We start from the raw sequence: 13,087 nt of genomic DNA, 5'->3' as shown, positions 1-13,087 counted from the left end.
CCTTTAAAGAAAACGGGCCCATCTTTCAATGGCAGAATGCCCAGAGAATCTCGATTTTTTGTGCAGCCGCTCAGAACCAGAAGACACCGTCTTCCAGCGCCGTCTGCAGGCCATCGACGGCAAGTGCGAGTTTCTTGTCGATGACATGCAGATATTGCGTCCAGTCGTCGATATGGTTGACGTCGTGGCGGCCATCGGAAATGCCGCGCAGCCCGATCAGCGGAATACCGAAGCTCTGGCAGGCGCGAAGGATGGCAAAGGTCTCCATGTCGACCATCTGTGCGTCGATCGACTGGTAGGCTGCACCCGAAACGACATTGGCACCGGTCGAAAGCGTGGCCGCCGGGATGCCGTGGATCCTGAGTGGCAGTTCAACGGAAACGGGCAGGTCGAGAAACGGCGTCTTGCCCTTCTCAAAACCGAAGGCAGAGGCGTCCATGTCGCGATAGGAGACGGCCGAGACCTGGTAGATTTCCGCCTGTTCGAGCGTCGCGGAACCGGCCGAGCCGAGAGAGACGACGAGATCCGGCAGATCGTCGTGGCTCGACAGCCGGGAAAGCTCCTTCGTCAGCACCACGGCGGCTTCCACTGGTCCGACGCCGGTCATCAGCGGCGAGATGCGGGTGCGCAGGAAAACGCCGTATTCGGCATCCGCCGCCATCACGAAAAGCACAGTCTTGCCGGCGATCGACTTCATCTCATAGGTCATCCGGAAATGCCCTCGCGTCCGCGGATGACCATCATCGTGCTGGTCATCGAGGCAATCAATTTGGCAGGGCCTTCGGTCAGCGCATAACCGCGACCATCGGCAACGATGATGTTGGAGCCGGGCTTGGTGATTTCGCCGCGAAACAGGAAACGTTCTCCACGCCCCGGCGACATGAGGTTGACCTTGAACTCGATGGTGAGCAGCGAGACCTCCGGCGTGGTCACCGTATAGGCCGCATAGCTGCAGGCCGTGTCGAGGGCGGCGGAGATGACGCCGGCATGCAGGAAACCGTGCTGCTGGGTGAGCTTGCGGTCATATTCAAGCTCGATCTCGACGACGCCGGGGCTGACGCGCGAGAGTTCCGCCCCGAGCGTTTCCATCGCCCCCTGGCGCGCAAAGCTCTGCCGAATGCGCGTTTCGACCGTTTCCTGATCGTAGTCCACCATGCCCTGTCCCCTTTGGCGGCGAAATTGGCACGGTCGTTCCAGGCAGGCAAGCCGGCGAGCGGCAAATTCAGTTCAACCAGGCGAGGCTGAGATTGAGAATGCCGGCGAACGTGACCCAGGCGAGATAGGGCACGAAGAGCAGTGTCGAGATCCGGTCGATCGGCTTGGCTTTCACCATGAAGGCGATGATCGTCACCAGCATGCCCAGAATGACGGCGAGCGCCAGCTCGGGGTTCTGCAGACCGAAGAAGGCCGGCGACCACATCAAGTTGAAAGCCATCTGCGCGAACCAGAGCTGCATGGCAGCCGATTTCGGTGCGCGCTGCCAGATCCGGGCGCCGGCCACGCCGATCAACACGTAGAGCGTCGTCCAGACCGGGCCGAAGAGCCAGGCGGGCGGGTTGAAGAACGGTTTTTCCAGCGACTGAAACCAGTCGCCCGGCGGATTGGTAAGGCCAGCGAGAAGGCCCGCGCCGACGACGAAACCGATGAAGAGGATGTAGCTCAGGATCTTGGACATGGAGGTCATCTAGTGTTCCACGGCTAGTTCTGCCAGCCTTCAGAGGCGGATGATATGCTGGTCCCAGGCAACCTCGGTGTTTCGGTCGAGGAAATCGCCACGATAGGAGGAGACGGCAAAGCTCTTTGGCGAGGGGGCAATGCCCGCTGCATCCGGCAACGTCGTCTCGGACAGCAGGAGACCGTCCTTGCCATCGAGCACCGCCCAGAGCCCGTTTTTCGGCGAGGCGATGCCGACGAGACCCTGAGCCCGGTTGACGGCGATGGCACCGACATAATTGCCGAGCCGGTCGGTCGTTTCGTCGGGAAGCTGGACATAGGAGACGGGAACGCCCTTGGCAAAATACCCCACCAACGGCGGTCGATCCGTGCGCGGCCCCTCATACTGACAGGCGAACCAGATGCGACCGTCGGCGGCCACGTCGAGATGCCGCGTGGAGAGCTGCTTGAGTTCGGGCGGAAGCGTGTGCTTCTCGATCAGCGCGCCTGTCCTGGCCTCGGCCAGAACGAGTGACGGCTCCATATGGTCGAGATTGAGCTTGGTCCGCCCGAAATCCGGGTGGGTCTCGATCCCGCCATTGGCGATGACCAGGAGACCATCGGCCGTGACGGTGATGTCATGCGTGCCGATACCATGGGCCGGGACCTCGCCCACGCGCTCGAAGCCGGAGATGCAATCATAGATCCCGATCACGCCGGCATTGGCGTCAAAGTCGTTTTCGCTGGCGTAGAAGAGCCGACCATCAGGCGAAAAGGCGCCGTGTCCGAAGAAGTGCCGTCCGCTCGCCGCCGCGATGATCCGTGGCTCCACGGATTTCTTGGCGTCGAAGATGACGGCAAAGGTCCCGGGTCTACGGGCAAAGGCGACCGAAAGCCCGTTCGCGGCGCTGTGGCAGAGCCCGTGGACACGGCCGGGCAATGCGATTTCGTCGATTAGCGTGCCCGCCTCGCTGACCAGCCCGATGGCAAATCTGCCGTCCGGACGCTTCAGCCCGCTGGCATAGACTGCATCCGTTCGTTCGAGCGCAAAGGCCGAACGCGGCGCCAGACTCGCCATAAAGGCGAGGCCTGCGGAACGCAGGAAGGCGCGACGATCCATGAGCGGCGTTGATATCATCTCAGTCGCCGTCGGAGAAGGAGAAGCCGGCGGCAAGCCCGATGCCGCCACCGAGATCGTTATTGAGCCGGAGGATCAGGTCGCGGCTGTTGAGCAGCAGGAAGTCGAGCTTGGCGATCTGGGCTGGATCCTCAAAGACCTGAGCCACATCCGGCTTGATGTCGGCTGAGACCCGCGACAGTGAGCGGGCAACGAAATCGGTCGAGGAGACGACCGAGCGATTGCCGTCGGCCAGAAGCTCGACCATGCTCGAGGTGTCGAGCAGGTCGCGCAGGCCTTCGATATTGGCAGTGATCGAGCGGAAGGTATTGCCCGAGCGCCAATAGATCGCCTGGCGCGGCAGGGCCTTTTTCGCGTCGCCCTTGTAGAATTGTTCGATGCGCTGGTCGCGGATGGTTTCTGCGGCATGCACGAGCACGCCGAGCAGTTCCTTGGCGGCTTCCGCTTCGTCACGGTAAATCGGGTTGTCGGGTCCTGGCGTCTTCCAGGCGGCAGCCACACCGTCAGGCGCATCCCAGGCGGCGGAGAGTTCCGCGCCAAGGCGCTGCAGATTGGCTGCGATCGCCGTGCCATACTGGCAGCGGTAATGGCCCTCGGCGGTCGCAAGCGCTTCGGAGCCGGTGCCGAACAGCACGAATTCCAGCGCGCCGAGCCCCTGCATGGCAACGCTCTTGCCCTTCAGCGTCTCGACCGACGTGACGGTCGGATCAGGTTTGGCAAGAGCGGCCTGAACCTGCTTCAGCCCGGTGCCCTTGCGGTCGGGGAAGAACAGGATGCGTTCGAAGCGGTTGTCGTCGAGCACAGGGCCGACACGGACAATTTCGATGCGCGACCAAGCTTCGACGATGTCGCCGAATGCCTTGTGTGCGCCGTCGAGCGTCTCGGGTGACGGAGCGCTGCACAGCGTGTTCATCGCGCCCTGCAGGACAGTGGCCTGATCGGTGAAACGGCGATAACCCGGGCGGATGAAACCGTCGACGGCGCGCGTCATGACGCCCGGGACCTTGGCTGCGTCGAGCACGCCGACGGTCGAGCTCGATTCCTGCGCCAGTACGGGCAGCGGCATCAGAGCGGCAGTGAGGAGGGCAAGGCGCGCGATTAACCGCATCAGAGGGACTCCAGGAACGTGATCAGGGCCTTGCGGTCCTCGAGGGTGGCGGCGGCAAAGGCATTGCGGGCGGCTTCCGCCTCCCCGCCATGCCAGAGAATGGCCTCGGTCAGGTTTCGCGCCCGCCCGTCATGCAGGAAGAAGCTGTGGCCGCTGACCACCTGCGTCAGACCGATACCCCAGAGCGGCGGCGTGCGCCATTCCCATCCTGTCGCATCGCCGACCGCCTGACCGTCGGCCAAACCTTCGCCCATGTCATGCAGCAGGAAATCGGAATAGGGCCAGATCAGCTGGAAGGCCTGTGCCTTGTTCTCTGCCTTGCGGCTCGTGACGAATTTCGGCCGATGGCAAGCAGTGCAGCCGCTGGCGTAGAAGACTTCCTTGCCGCGCAGCACTTGAGCATCGTCTACGTCACGCCGCTTCGGAACGGCGAGGTTCTTCGCATAGAAGGTGACGAGATCGAGCACTGGATCAGGGCCTTCGGTGTCGCCCAGCCGCGGCTGGACTCCGGTGGCCGCTTCGAGGCAGGCGGTCTGCTTCTCGGTGCAATCGCCGAAATGCCTGGGATCATCTGGCGTCGAAATGCCGATATCGCCGGCAAAGGCGCTGGAACTCTGGTCGCGCACCGAGGCGTTCTGCGCCTTCCAGCCGAAACGACCGAGCTTGATTTCGCCGATCCGGTGATCACGGGCGCGAGCGGCACGTCCGGAAATGCCGTCACCATCGAGGTCATCGGGATCGGCGAGTGCCCGAATATCCTCTTCCGGGATCGCCTCGATCAGGCCGAGCCCGATCATCGGATTGGCGATGCGCGGGGAAAGGGTCGTCGTCGGATCAAGCGGACCGTAATTGAGATCGCTGACGGAATAGCTGGGGCGGCGCAGCATGACCGTCTCGCCGCCAGCCAGTCTCACCGGCTCTTTGGTGTAGGTGATGGCCATGCGGCCTTCCGCGGAGATGCCGGGCACCGCCTGGTCCTGCAACTGGCCACCATAGACGGGATCGGGCAGCGAAGCGATGTCGAGCTGCTCAAGCTTGGCCTTCTCCTCTGGCGTGGCGGCAGGGCGCGCGATGCGGAAGAACATCGAGGTATGGTCGCGGTCGCCCTCCGGCGGGTGGCCACGCCCGTCCTTCAGGTGACAACTCTGGCAGGCCCGCGCGTTGAAAAGAGGGCCGAGGCCGTCCGAGGCCTGGGTCGAGGAGGGAGAGGAGACCCAGAGCTTGCGGAACAGAGCGTTGCCGAGCTTGAACTCTTCTTCTTCGGCGAAGGTGATGTTGGCGGAAAAGTCGGAAAAGGAGTCGGCGCTCACGCCGCGCGGGGAGGTGCCGGCGCCGCCCTGCATCAGCTCGAAGCTTTCGGCTTTGCTGAAGTCTTCCGTCGGACGCGTGACGACGATGACGCGGGAGATGTCCTTCGGCGTCAGATCGGTTCGTCCGACAGCCTCTTCGGCGGCAACGGGCGAGATCGTCAGGCCCGTTGTCAAAAGCATGCCGAGGCCGGCGAGGGTGGCCTTGCGAGTTCTCATGATGGGGATCGGGCCGCTCCCCTGGACGGGGCGGCCCGCCTTTGCTGCTTACTGGAAGACGGCCTCAGGACTATCAAGGCTGTCGGAGCCTTCAAGCTCGATCGTGCCGAGGTCGAGCGACGCAATGACGCGCTGGATGGTCTGCGTCTGGTCAACAAGCCCGTCGATGGCGGCCTGCACGGCGGCATTGCCCTCGGTATTGCCTTCGCCGATCATCTGGTCATAGGCTTCGGTGGTCTCTGCACGCTCGGCCATCGTGTTCATTGCAGCGAGAGTCTTGTCGAGCTTGCCCTTCATTTCCGTATCGAGCGCCTGATCCTTGGCGGCGACGAGTTCCGACAGCGACGGACCGGTCATCTTGGTGCCATCGACGCGGGTGTATTCGCCGGTATAGGCGGATGCGATGCCGACGGCGTCGTTCAGATGAGAGGCATGTGTATTGTCGGAGAAGCAGTCATGCTCCTCTTCCGGATCATGCAGGAGCACGCCGAGCTTCATGCGCTCGCCCGCGAGTTCGCCATACGAGAGCGAGCCCATGCCGGTCAGAATGATGGAAATGCCTTTCTTCTCGTCGGCGAGGACGTTTTTTGTCGCCTCGCCTTCAGGCGCCCAGGCGGCGACCATTTCTTCGAGGTCCTGGACCAGCAGCGTCGACGCGGCCTTCAGATAGGCGGCGCGGCGGTCGCAATTTCCATTGGTGCAATTGGCCGTGTCATAATCGGTGTAGGAACGGTTGCCAGCGCCCGGACCGGTGCCGTTCAGATCCTGGCCCCAGAGCAGGAATTCGATGGCGTGATAGCCGGTCGCGACATTGGCTTCTACTTCGCCGGCTTCATGCAGGGTCTCGCCCAGGAACTCCGGCGTGATCTTGGAGGCGTCGACCTCTTCGCCGTTGATCTTGATCTTCGGGCTGGCGATGACGTTGGCCACGTAAAGCGCGTTGCCGTCGCTTTCGGTGCCGTAAGCAGCATCGACATAGTCGATCAGGCCTTCATCGAGCGGCCAGGCATTCACCTTGCCTTCCCAATCGTCGACAACAGGGTTGCCGAAGCGATAGACCTCGGTCTGCTGATAGGGAACGCGGGCGGAAATCCAGGCTGCGCGGGCCGCCTTCAGCGTCTCGTCGCTGGGCTTCGCGATCAGCGCATCGATGGCCACATCGAGCGCCTTGGCGGTCGAGAGCGAGTCCTCGAACTTGGCATGGGCAAGCTCTGCATAGTGCGTCAGCACGTCCTTGGGCGCAGGCGCAGCCAATGCAGGGCCGGCAAAAATCGCAGCCGATGTGACGAGCAGCGCGACGGACGCGCCGATGACGGATTTCCGGATCATGGTGTCTCCCTTCGGCGCCGATGGACGCCTCGTATTGAACGGACGGCCATGTCTTCGCGCAAAAAGAAACTGGTGTCAAATAGTCGAGTATACGAATTGATCGCTGGAATTGACGATGATCAAGTCACGTCGGGCGACGGCGCATCCGACAGAAGAAGAAGCCGTCGGTGTCCATGCTGGCGGGGCTGAGCGTCACCGTCTTGCCATCCGCCGATCGCGGCTTCGGCGCTGAAGCACCGAAAAGACGCGTCCAGTCTTCGACCACGGAGACGATCTCGAAGCTCGGATTGGCCTCGCAGAAGGCCTGGACCTGTCGGTCGTTTTCCTCCGGCAGAACTGAGCAGGTGACATAGAGCAGCGAGCCATTCTGCTTGACGAAGGTCGAAGCCTCGGTGAGCGCTTCCTGTTGCTGGGCAATGCGCTCCTGCAGGTTACGGTCGGTGAGCCGCCACTTGGTGTCAGGGCGACGGCGCCAGGTGCCAGTGCCGGTGCAGGGCGCGTCGACCAGTACCTGGTCGCAGCGTTCTTTCAGGCTCGCCAGCCCCTTGGTGCTGTCGTGGACCTGGACGTTGTGGGTGCCGGCGCGCTTCAGCCGCTCGATGATCGGCGCCAGCCGCTTGCGGTCGGCGTCATAGGCGTGCACCTGGCCCTTGTTGTTCATGGCAGCCGCCATGGCGAGCGTCTTGCCGCCACCGCCGGCGCAGAAATCGAGAACCTGATCGCCTTCGCGCGGCGTCACGAGATCGGCGACGATCTGCGAGCCCTCGTCCTGAACCTCGAACCAGCCCTTCTGGAAGCTGAGTTCTGCCGTAACGTTCGGGAGGCGTGACGGGCCTTCGCCAGCCGGCACGCGCATGCCAAAACGGGCGATCGGCGACGCCTTGGCGCCGGAGCGATCGAGTGCCTTCAGCACCTTGTCTCGGTTGGCTTTCAGCGTGTTGACGCGCAGATCGAGCGTCGGCCGGGTGGCCAGTGCCTTGGCTTCGGCCAGCCATTCGTCGCCGAAGGCTTCTTCGAACGAAGGCTGCACCCAATCGGGAATGTCACCCTGGACATGCAGCGGGGCATCGGAAAGGTCGCGGGAGGTAAAGGCCTGCACCTGGGTTTCAGAGAGCGCCGCCGGCGCAAAATTGTCACCTTCGAGTTCCGCCTGGAGCGCTTCAAGGCTCATGCCCCATTGGCGCAAGAGAACGGCCCAGCCGAGCGCGTGGGCGCTGTCGTCATCCATCAGCCATGCATGGGAAAGCTTCATGCGCAGGGCATCGTAGACGATGTTGCCGATGGCAGCACGATCGCCGGAACCGGCGAAACGGTGCGAAAGGCCCCAATCCTTGAGGGCATCGGCAACGGGTCGGCGACGGGTCTCGATATCGCTCAAAACTTCGATCGCACCGGCAAGACGGCCGCCCAAGCGCATGGTCATTCTCCTCTGAAAGAAGAGAGCGTGGTAACGGCGATCAAGGGCAAGAGCAAGCGCCTAAAACCCGACGAACCAATCGCCGCTCCCGGAATTGCAGCCAATCAGCCGATGATCTCGTAGCAGACCTTGGCATGGCCCGAGCGGATCATGCCGATGTTCTGGGCCGCGGCCTTGGAGAGGTCGAGCACGCGACCGCGGATGAAGGGACCGCGATCGTTGATGCGGACGACAACGCTCTTGCCGCTTCGCGCATTGGTGACTTTCAGCTTGGTGCCGAATGGCAGGGTCTTGTGGGCCGCCGTCAGTCTCGTCGGGTTCATGCGTTCGCCGGAAGCCGTCTTCGATGTCAGCGCATACCAGGATGCGCCACCGCATGACGACTTTGCGTTTGCACTCGAAGGTGCGAAAGCAAAGAGTGCAGCAATAGTTGCAGCGGCGAAAGCAGAGCGGCGGTTGATGATCAAGATCTACGTCCCTAGTCGTTGACACGAGTGGTTTTTTGCGTGCCGACGGCTAGGCAGGGTCAAAAATGGCAAAAACGTGCCCGCAGATAATCACGAAACATTACAGCCTGTAACGTTCGTGATGAACGGAAGACGGATCTTTACCTTAATGAAATGTGAATTATACAGAAAAATCGTTTGATTTCATGAGTCTTCATGGAATTAAAAACTCACGATTCCACCGTTTGCGGCATTCACGGAATCGGTGAAGAAAAATTTTGCTCAGAGGTCATATTTGCTGCCCAAATTGTGGTGCGGACGGGGCCAGACGCTCGTCTGCATCGGCATTCTGGCGCTTAGAGCGCAAAGTTTGACCCCGTAAAACGCCCCTTCAGGCCCGTTGGTTCCATGTGCCGGAGGCAAGTAGATCGGCCAGCGACATCATGTAATTCGGGTACTGGAAGTTGAATCCGAGCGACTTCATCTTGGCGTTCGAAACCCGCTTGTTTTCGCCGTAGAAGGAGCGCGCCATGGGGGTCAGCTCCGCCGTCTCGAAAGGCTGCTCGGGTGGTGCATCCATCGCCATCAGGCGGGCAGCTTCGGTTACCACGTCCTGCGGCGGGGAGGGCATGTCGTCGGTGACGTTGAAGATCCCGCCTGTGTTCGGGCCGGCCAGGAACGCCGTGGCGGATGCGATGTCCTCGACCCGGATGCGGTTGAACACCTGGTCTTTCTTCACGAGGCGGCGCGCCGTGCCGTTGGCTAGGTTCATGAAGGTGTTGCGGCCAGGACCATAGATGCCGGAGAGCCGCAGGATCGCGAGAGGCAGGTTGTCCCGTGCCGCGACCACCTGCCACGCCTGCTCGGCCTCCACGCGCTCCACTGAGCGCACAGAGACCGGCTTCAGCTCCGTCTCCTCGTTCACCCAGGCACCGTGATGATCACCATAAACGCCGACGGTCGAAAGATAGGTGATCCATTCGAGCTTTGGCATCAAGGCCTTAATGCCCGCCTGGCCACAGAGCCGGATCAGCGGGTCGCCCTCACTGCCGGGCGCGATCGACTGGACGAGATGCGTGGTCTCGGCGAGTTCGGCAAGAACGGGCTCCGACAGGCTCGTGCCGTCGAAGACGAAGGGCCGGATTCCCATGTCCTCAAGCGCCTCGCCCTTCTCTGCACTCCGTGTGGTCCCGGCGACAGAGGCGCCCTCGCTGCCGAGAAGCTTGCCGATTGCCTTACCCGAATAGCCGGCTCCAAAAATCATCAAGCGCATGCGTCAGCTCTCCGTCATCCATTCCTGTCGGACATGCTCGTCCGTTTCCGTCATCAAATGCGCGCTCTGCAGAGCGGCGAAGCGATCCGCCGGCAGAAGCCTGGACAGCGCCCAGGCGGCCATGCCACGCACATCAGCCGAGCCGTCCGTCAGCAGCCTCTCACAGGCCGGCGCCAGATCGCGAGAGCCGGAATTTCCGGCCGCAATCAGCACATTGCGCACAAAGCGGTCCCGCCCGATCCGCTTGACCGGCGAGCCGCTGAAATAGGTGCGGAAGGTCGGATCGTCCAGCGTCAGGAAGAAGGCGATGTCGGGGGCCTTGAGGTCTTCGCGCGCGACAAGCTTCATCTCCCGGGCCGAGGCTGCGAACTTGTTCCAGGGACAGGCGGCGAGACAGTCGTCGCAGCCATAGATGCGGTTGCCGAAAGCGGGACGCAGCGCCCGGTCGATCAGACCCTTGTGCTCGATCGTCAGATAGGAAATGCAGCGCCGAGCATCGATCTGGTAGGGGGCCGGAAAGGCGTCCGTCGGGCAGGCGTCGAGGCAGGCCCGGCACGACCCGCAATGATCGCGCTCCGGCGCGTCGATCTCCAGGTCCGCTGTGGTGAAGAGGCTGCCGAGAAACAGCCAAGATCCGAAGTCGCGACTGACGAGATTGGTGTGTTTGCCCTGCCAGCCGAGGCCGGCTGACGCCGCAAGCGGCTTTTCCATGACGGGCGCGGTGTCGACGAAGACCTTGACGTCTTCGCCCGCACGCGCCGCAAACCGCGTCGCCACTTCCTTGAGGCGTCCCTTGATCACGTCGTGATAGTCGCGATTGCGGGCATAGACGGAGATTGCCGCCTTGTCGGTTTGCGACTGCAGAAGCCGGGGATCCTCGTCCGGACCGTAGTTCATCCCGAACATGACGATGGAGCGCACATCCGACCATAGCACCCGTGGATCGGCACGACGCTCCTTCGTCTCTTCCATCCATGCCATGGTGCCGTGCCGTCCGGCCTCGAGAAAGGTCTCGAGCCTTGCCGGCGCTTCGGGAATGGCGTCCGGCAGCGTGATGCGACAGAGATCGAAGCCCTGGGCATGTGCCTCCTGACGCAGGAAACGCGTGAGGTCTGCCTGCCGCTTCCGGATCTTGGGATCGATCTGCGGCTCGTCCATGAAGATAACCGTCAGAAGTCGAGATCGGCGTAGTGCGACACCGGCGTGATGCCGCGCACGCGCTCTGTCAGCAACGGGCGGAAGGACGGCCGCGACTTGATGCGCTGATACCATTCCTTGGCGACCGGAAATTCGTTCCAGTCGATCTCGCCGAGATAATCAAGCACGGAAACAGCCGCTGCCGCCGAGAGATCGGCGTAGCTGATGCGGTCTCCTGCGAGCCACTGGCGCGAACCGGAAAGCCAAGTCAGGTATTTCATGTGATGGCGAATGTTCGAGCGCGCCGTACGCAGAACCTTGGAATCGGGAGCGCCGCCACCGAGGCCATTGGGAATGATAAGCTTGTGCACCCGCTCGCGCACCAGTGGCTTGGTGACATCCTGCTCCATCTTCTGCAGGAACCATTCCGTCAGCCGGCGGATCTCGGCCCGCTGGAACGGGTCTTCCGCAAACAGGCGCCGGTCGCGCTTCAACACGCCATGCGTCTCGTCGATGAACTCGGAAATGATGGTCGGGCCGCACAGTGCCCGCATGTTGTCGTCGACATAGACGGGCAACGTGCCGGCGGGATTGAAGGCGAGGAACTCCTTGCGCTTCTCCCAGGTCTGTTCCTCCACCAGATCCGTCTGGAAGCCGTATTCGGACAGGACCAGGCGTATGAAACGGGACGCGGTGGACATCGTGTGATGATACAGGGTCGGCATCGGAACTCGGATTCTCGGATTTTTCAGTGGCCGCAGCGCAGGCTGTCGAAGCGGCTGGTCATCAGCGCGGCTTCCAAGCTATAGGGTTTCGGCCCCGGCAATACAAGCAAATCACTTTGCCTTCCCCTTGAAGGAGACCTCATGGAAGACCAATCCATTATCAGCGCGCTCGTCCTTGGCCTGATCGAAGGCCTGACCGAGTTCGTGCCGGTATCCTCCACCGCCCATGTCCTGTTGGCCGGCCATTTCCTCGGCTTCGAATCGCCGGGCAACACATTTGCGGTGTTGATCCAGCTGGGCGCAATCCTGGCCATCCTCAGCGTCTACTTCGCCAAGCTGCTCAAGATTGCCCTGTCGCTGCCGACCAGCGCCGAGAGCCGTCGCTTCGTTGGTGCGGTTCTCCTCGGCTTCCTGCCTGCTGCCGTGATCGGCTTCCTCGCGCATGACTTCATCAAGACCGTGCTCTTCGAGACGCCGATGCTGATCTGTGTCGTGCTGATCCTTGGCGGCTTCGTCCTGCTCTGGATCGACCGCCTGCCGCTGAAGCCCCGGTATCACGACGTCACCGAATATCCGCTGTCGCTTGCGCTCAAGATCGGCTTTTGCCAGTGCGTCGCGATGATCCCGGGCACATCTCGTTCCGGTGCGACGATCGTCGGCGCGCTGCTGCTCGGTGCTGACAAGCGCTCGGCAGCCGAGTTTTCGTTCTTCCTCGCCATGCCGACCATGCTCGGCGCCTTCACGCTCGATCTCTACAAGAACCGCAACGCGCTGACCGTCGACGACACCATGATCATCGCGATCGGCTTCGTGGCAGCCTTCATCTCGGCGCTCTTTGTCGTCAGGGGGCTTTTGAATTTTGTTTCAAAACGAGGCTATGCGCCCTTTGCCTGGTGGCGGATTGCCGTCGGCACAGCAGGTATCATCGGTCTGCTGATGTTCGGCTGAAGCCGGCAGAGCGGAGACAAGAAAAAAGGCTGTCCCGAAGGGCAGCCTTTTCGATTTTGGGAGATCAGTTGGTCGACGGTATCGAGGCCGTCGAGCAGGGGTCGATGCCATAGGCAGGCGAGCAGTTGTCCTTGCGGGCCGCCACCGTGGTCGGGGCGACGAAGGAGCCGGCGATGATGACCAGTGCCGCACATGCGAAGAACAGTGCGATAGGCTTGCCCATGGAAATGCCTCTTGAGACTGACTGAAAATGAGGGCCGGCAATCGTTGCCGTCCGGCCGTTGGGGGCCAGTCTTTACGCATTGCCGCGACCGCCATCAATAGGCGAACTTGCTTTATCCTGAGTTAACGCAGGTCTTCACGCGGCTGCGTCTTTTGTGCAACGGC

At 62.1% G+C, this 13,087-nt stretch carries 14 protein-coding genes; 1 reads left to right on the top strand and 13 read right to left on the bottom strand.

The window, feature by feature from the left end; genetic code table 11:
- Positions 1–70 precede the first annotated feature (70 nt).
- The 12 genes from SJY08_RS17090 to SJY08_RS17035 form a co-directional block, all read right to left on the bottom strand.
- Positions 71–709: a 5'-methylthioadenosine/S-adenosylhomocysteine nucleosidase gene (locus tag SJY08_RS17090; protein ID WP_377277118.1), complete on the bottom strand. Its 639-nt coding sequence runs from the start codon at positions 707–709 to the stop codon at positions 71–73.
- Positions 706–1,155 (bottom strand): PaaI family thioesterase, encoded by a 450-nt coding sequence (locus tag SJY08_RS17085; RefSeq protein WP_377277116.1) that lies wholly within the window; start codon positions 1,153–1,155, stop codon positions 706–708. Before SJY08_RS17085 ends, SJY08_RS17090 begins: the two co-directional genes overlap by 4 nt.
- Before the next feature lie 67 nt (positions 1,156–1,222).
- A complete protein-coding gene (locus tag SJY08_RS17080) occupies positions 1,223–1,675 on the bottom strand; it encodes a TspO/MBR family protein (RefSeq protein WP_054151262.1) in 453 nt (150 codons plus the stop codon).
- A 39-nt stretch (positions 1,676–1,714) separates the two neighbouring features.
- Positions 1,715–2,791, bottom strand: a complete 1,077-nt coding sequence (locus SJY08_RS17075) for a DUF1513 domain-containing protein (protein ID WP_377277114.1) — start codon at positions 2,789–2,791, stop codon at positions 1,715–1,717.
- A gap of 1 nt (position 2,792) precedes the next feature.
- Positions 2,793–3,899, bottom strand: coding sequence for an imelysin family protein (locus SJY08_RS17070; protein ID WP_377277112.1), 1,107 nt, complete (start codon positions 3,897–3,899; stop codon positions 2,793–2,795).
- Positions 3,899–5,425: a di-heme oxidoredictase family protein gene (locus SJY08_RS17065; protein ID WP_377277110.1), complete on the bottom strand. Its 1,527-nt coding sequence runs from the start codon at positions 5,423–5,425 to the stop codon at positions 3,899–3,901. The genes SJY08_RS17070 and SJY08_RS17065 overlap by 1 nt, the downstream gene beginning before the upstream one ends.
- Positions 5,426–5,473: 48 nt before the next feature.
- Positions 5,474–6,754: an imelysin family protein gene (locus tag SJY08_RS17060; RefSeq protein WP_377277108.1), complete on the bottom strand. Its 1,281-nt coding sequence runs from the start codon at positions 6,752–6,754 to the stop codon at positions 5,474–5,476.
- Positions 6,755–6,878: 124 nt separating this feature from the next.
- On the bottom strand, positions 6,879–8,171 hold the full coding sequence (locus SJY08_RS17055; protein ID WP_377277106.1) for an RsmB/NOP family class I SAM-dependent RNA methyltransferase: 1,293 nt from the start codon (positions 8,169–8,171) through the stop codon (positions 6,879–6,881).
- 104 nt (positions 8,172–8,275) lie between these two features.
- The gene (locus SJY08_RS17050) at positions 8,276–8,638 is read right to left on the bottom strand and encodes a septal ring lytic transglycosylase RlpA family protein (protein WP_171901571.1); all 363 of its coding nucleotides are present in this window, start codon (positions 8,636–8,638) and stop codon (positions 8,276–8,278) included.
- A 370-nt stretch (positions 8,639–9,008) separates the two neighbouring features.
- Entirely contained in the window at positions 9,009–9,890 is an 882-nt protein-coding gene (locus SJY08_RS17045) for an SDR family oxidoreductase (protein ID WP_377277104.1), read from the bottom strand.
- 3 nt (positions 9,891–9,893) lie between these two features.
- Positions 9,894–11,048, bottom strand: coding sequence for a tRNA epoxyqueuosine(34) reductase QueG (queG, locus tag SJY08_RS17040; protein ID WP_377277102.1), 1,155 nt, complete (start codon positions 11,046–11,048; stop codon positions 9,894–9,896).
- 11 nt (positions 11,049–11,059) lie between these two features.
- The gene (locus SJY08_RS17035) at positions 11,060–11,752 is read right to left on the bottom strand and encodes a glutathione S-transferase family protein (RefSeq protein ID WP_054151235.1); all 693 of its coding nucleotides are present in this window, start codon (positions 11,750–11,752) and stop codon (positions 11,060–11,062) included.
- A 141-nt stretch (positions 11,753–11,893) separates the two neighbouring features.
- On the opposite strand from SJY08_RS17035, the gene SJY08_RS17030 reads away from it, so the two are divergent.
- Positions 11,894–12,700: an undecaprenyl-diphosphate phosphatase gene (locus tag SJY08_RS17030; protein ID WP_377277100.1), complete on the top strand. Its 807-nt coding sequence runs from the start codon at positions 11,894–11,896 to the stop codon at positions 12,698–12,700.
- A 64-nt stretch (positions 12,701–12,764) separates the two neighbouring features.
- Here the strand turns inward: SJY08_RS17030 and SJY08_RS17025 are convergent, their stop codons facing one another.
- Positions 12,765–12,923 carry a hypothetical protein gene (locus tag SJY08_RS17025; protein WP_171901570.1) on the bottom strand — a complete coding sequence of 53 codons (159 nt, stop codon included), beginning with the start codon at positions 12,921–12,923 and terminating at the stop codon, positions 12,765–12,767.
- Positions 12,924–13,087 lie beyond the last annotated feature (164 nt).

This window comes from Rhizobium sp. R86522 (assembly GCF_042466255.1).
GTDB lineage: Bacteria > Pseudomonadota > Alphaproteobacteria > Rhizobiales > Rhizobiaceae > Allorhizobium.
Note: the sequence above shows the minus strand (reverse complement) of the source record. Positions and strands in the feature narration are given on the sequence as shown.

What these genes read in the sequence shown, in the direction of transcription:
- SJY08_RS17030 (WP_377277100.1), top strand. Translation starts at nt 11,894, where the DNA reads ATGGAAGACCAATCCATTATCAGCGCGCTCGTCCTTGGCCTGATCGAA.
- queG (WP_377277102.1), bottom strand. Translation starts at nt 11,048, where the DNA reads ATGGACGAGCCGCAGATCGATCCCAAGATCCGGAAGCGGCAGGCAGAC.
- SJY08_RS17075 (WP_377277114.1), bottom strand. Translation starts at nt 2,791, where the DNA reads ATGATATCAACGCCGCTCATGGATCGTCGCGCCTTCCTGCGTTCCGCA.
- SJY08_RS17090 (WP_377277118.1), bottom strand. Translation starts at nt 709, where the DNA reads ATGACCTATGAGATGAAGTCGATCGCCGGCAAGACTGTGCTTTTCGTG.
- SJY08_RS17025 (WP_171901570.1), bottom strand. Translation starts at nt 12,923, where the DNA reads ATGGGCAAGCCTATCGCACTGTTCTTCGCATGTGCGGCACTGGTCATC.
- SJY08_RS17080 (WP_054151262.1), bottom strand. Translation starts at nt 1,675, where the DNA reads ATGTCCAAGATCCTGAGCTACATCCTCTTCATCGGTTTCGTCGTCGGC.
- SJY08_RS17055 (WP_377277106.1), bottom strand. Translation starts at nt 8,171, where the DNA reads ATGCGCTTGGGCGGCCGTCTTGCCGGTGCGATCGAAGTTTTGAGCGAT.
- SJY08_RS17035 (WP_054151235.1), bottom strand. Translation starts at nt 11,752, where the DNA reads ATGCCGACCCTGTATCATCACACGATGTCCACCGCGTCCCGTTTCATA.
- SJY08_RS17065 (WP_377277110.1), bottom strand. Translation starts at nt 5,425, where the DNA reads ATGAGAACTCGCAAGGCCACCCTCGCCGGCCTCGGCATGCTTTTGACA.
- SJY08_RS17085 (WP_377277116.1), bottom strand. Translation starts at nt 1,155, where the DNA reads ATGGTGGACTACGATCAGGAAACGGTCGAAACGCGCATTCGGCAGAGC.
- SJY08_RS17070 (WP_377277112.1), bottom strand. Translation starts at nt 3,899, where the DNA reads ATGCGGTTAATCGCGCGCCTTGCCCTCCTCACTGCCGCTCTGATGCCG.
- SJY08_RS17045 (WP_377277104.1), bottom strand. Translation starts at nt 9,890, where the DNA reads ATGCGCTTGATGATTTTTGGAGCCGGCTATTCGGGTAAGGCAATCGGC.
- SJY08_RS17060 (WP_377277108.1), bottom strand. Translation starts at nt 6,754, where the DNA reads ATGATCCGGAAATCCGTCATCGGCGCGTCCGTCGCGCTGCTCGTCACA.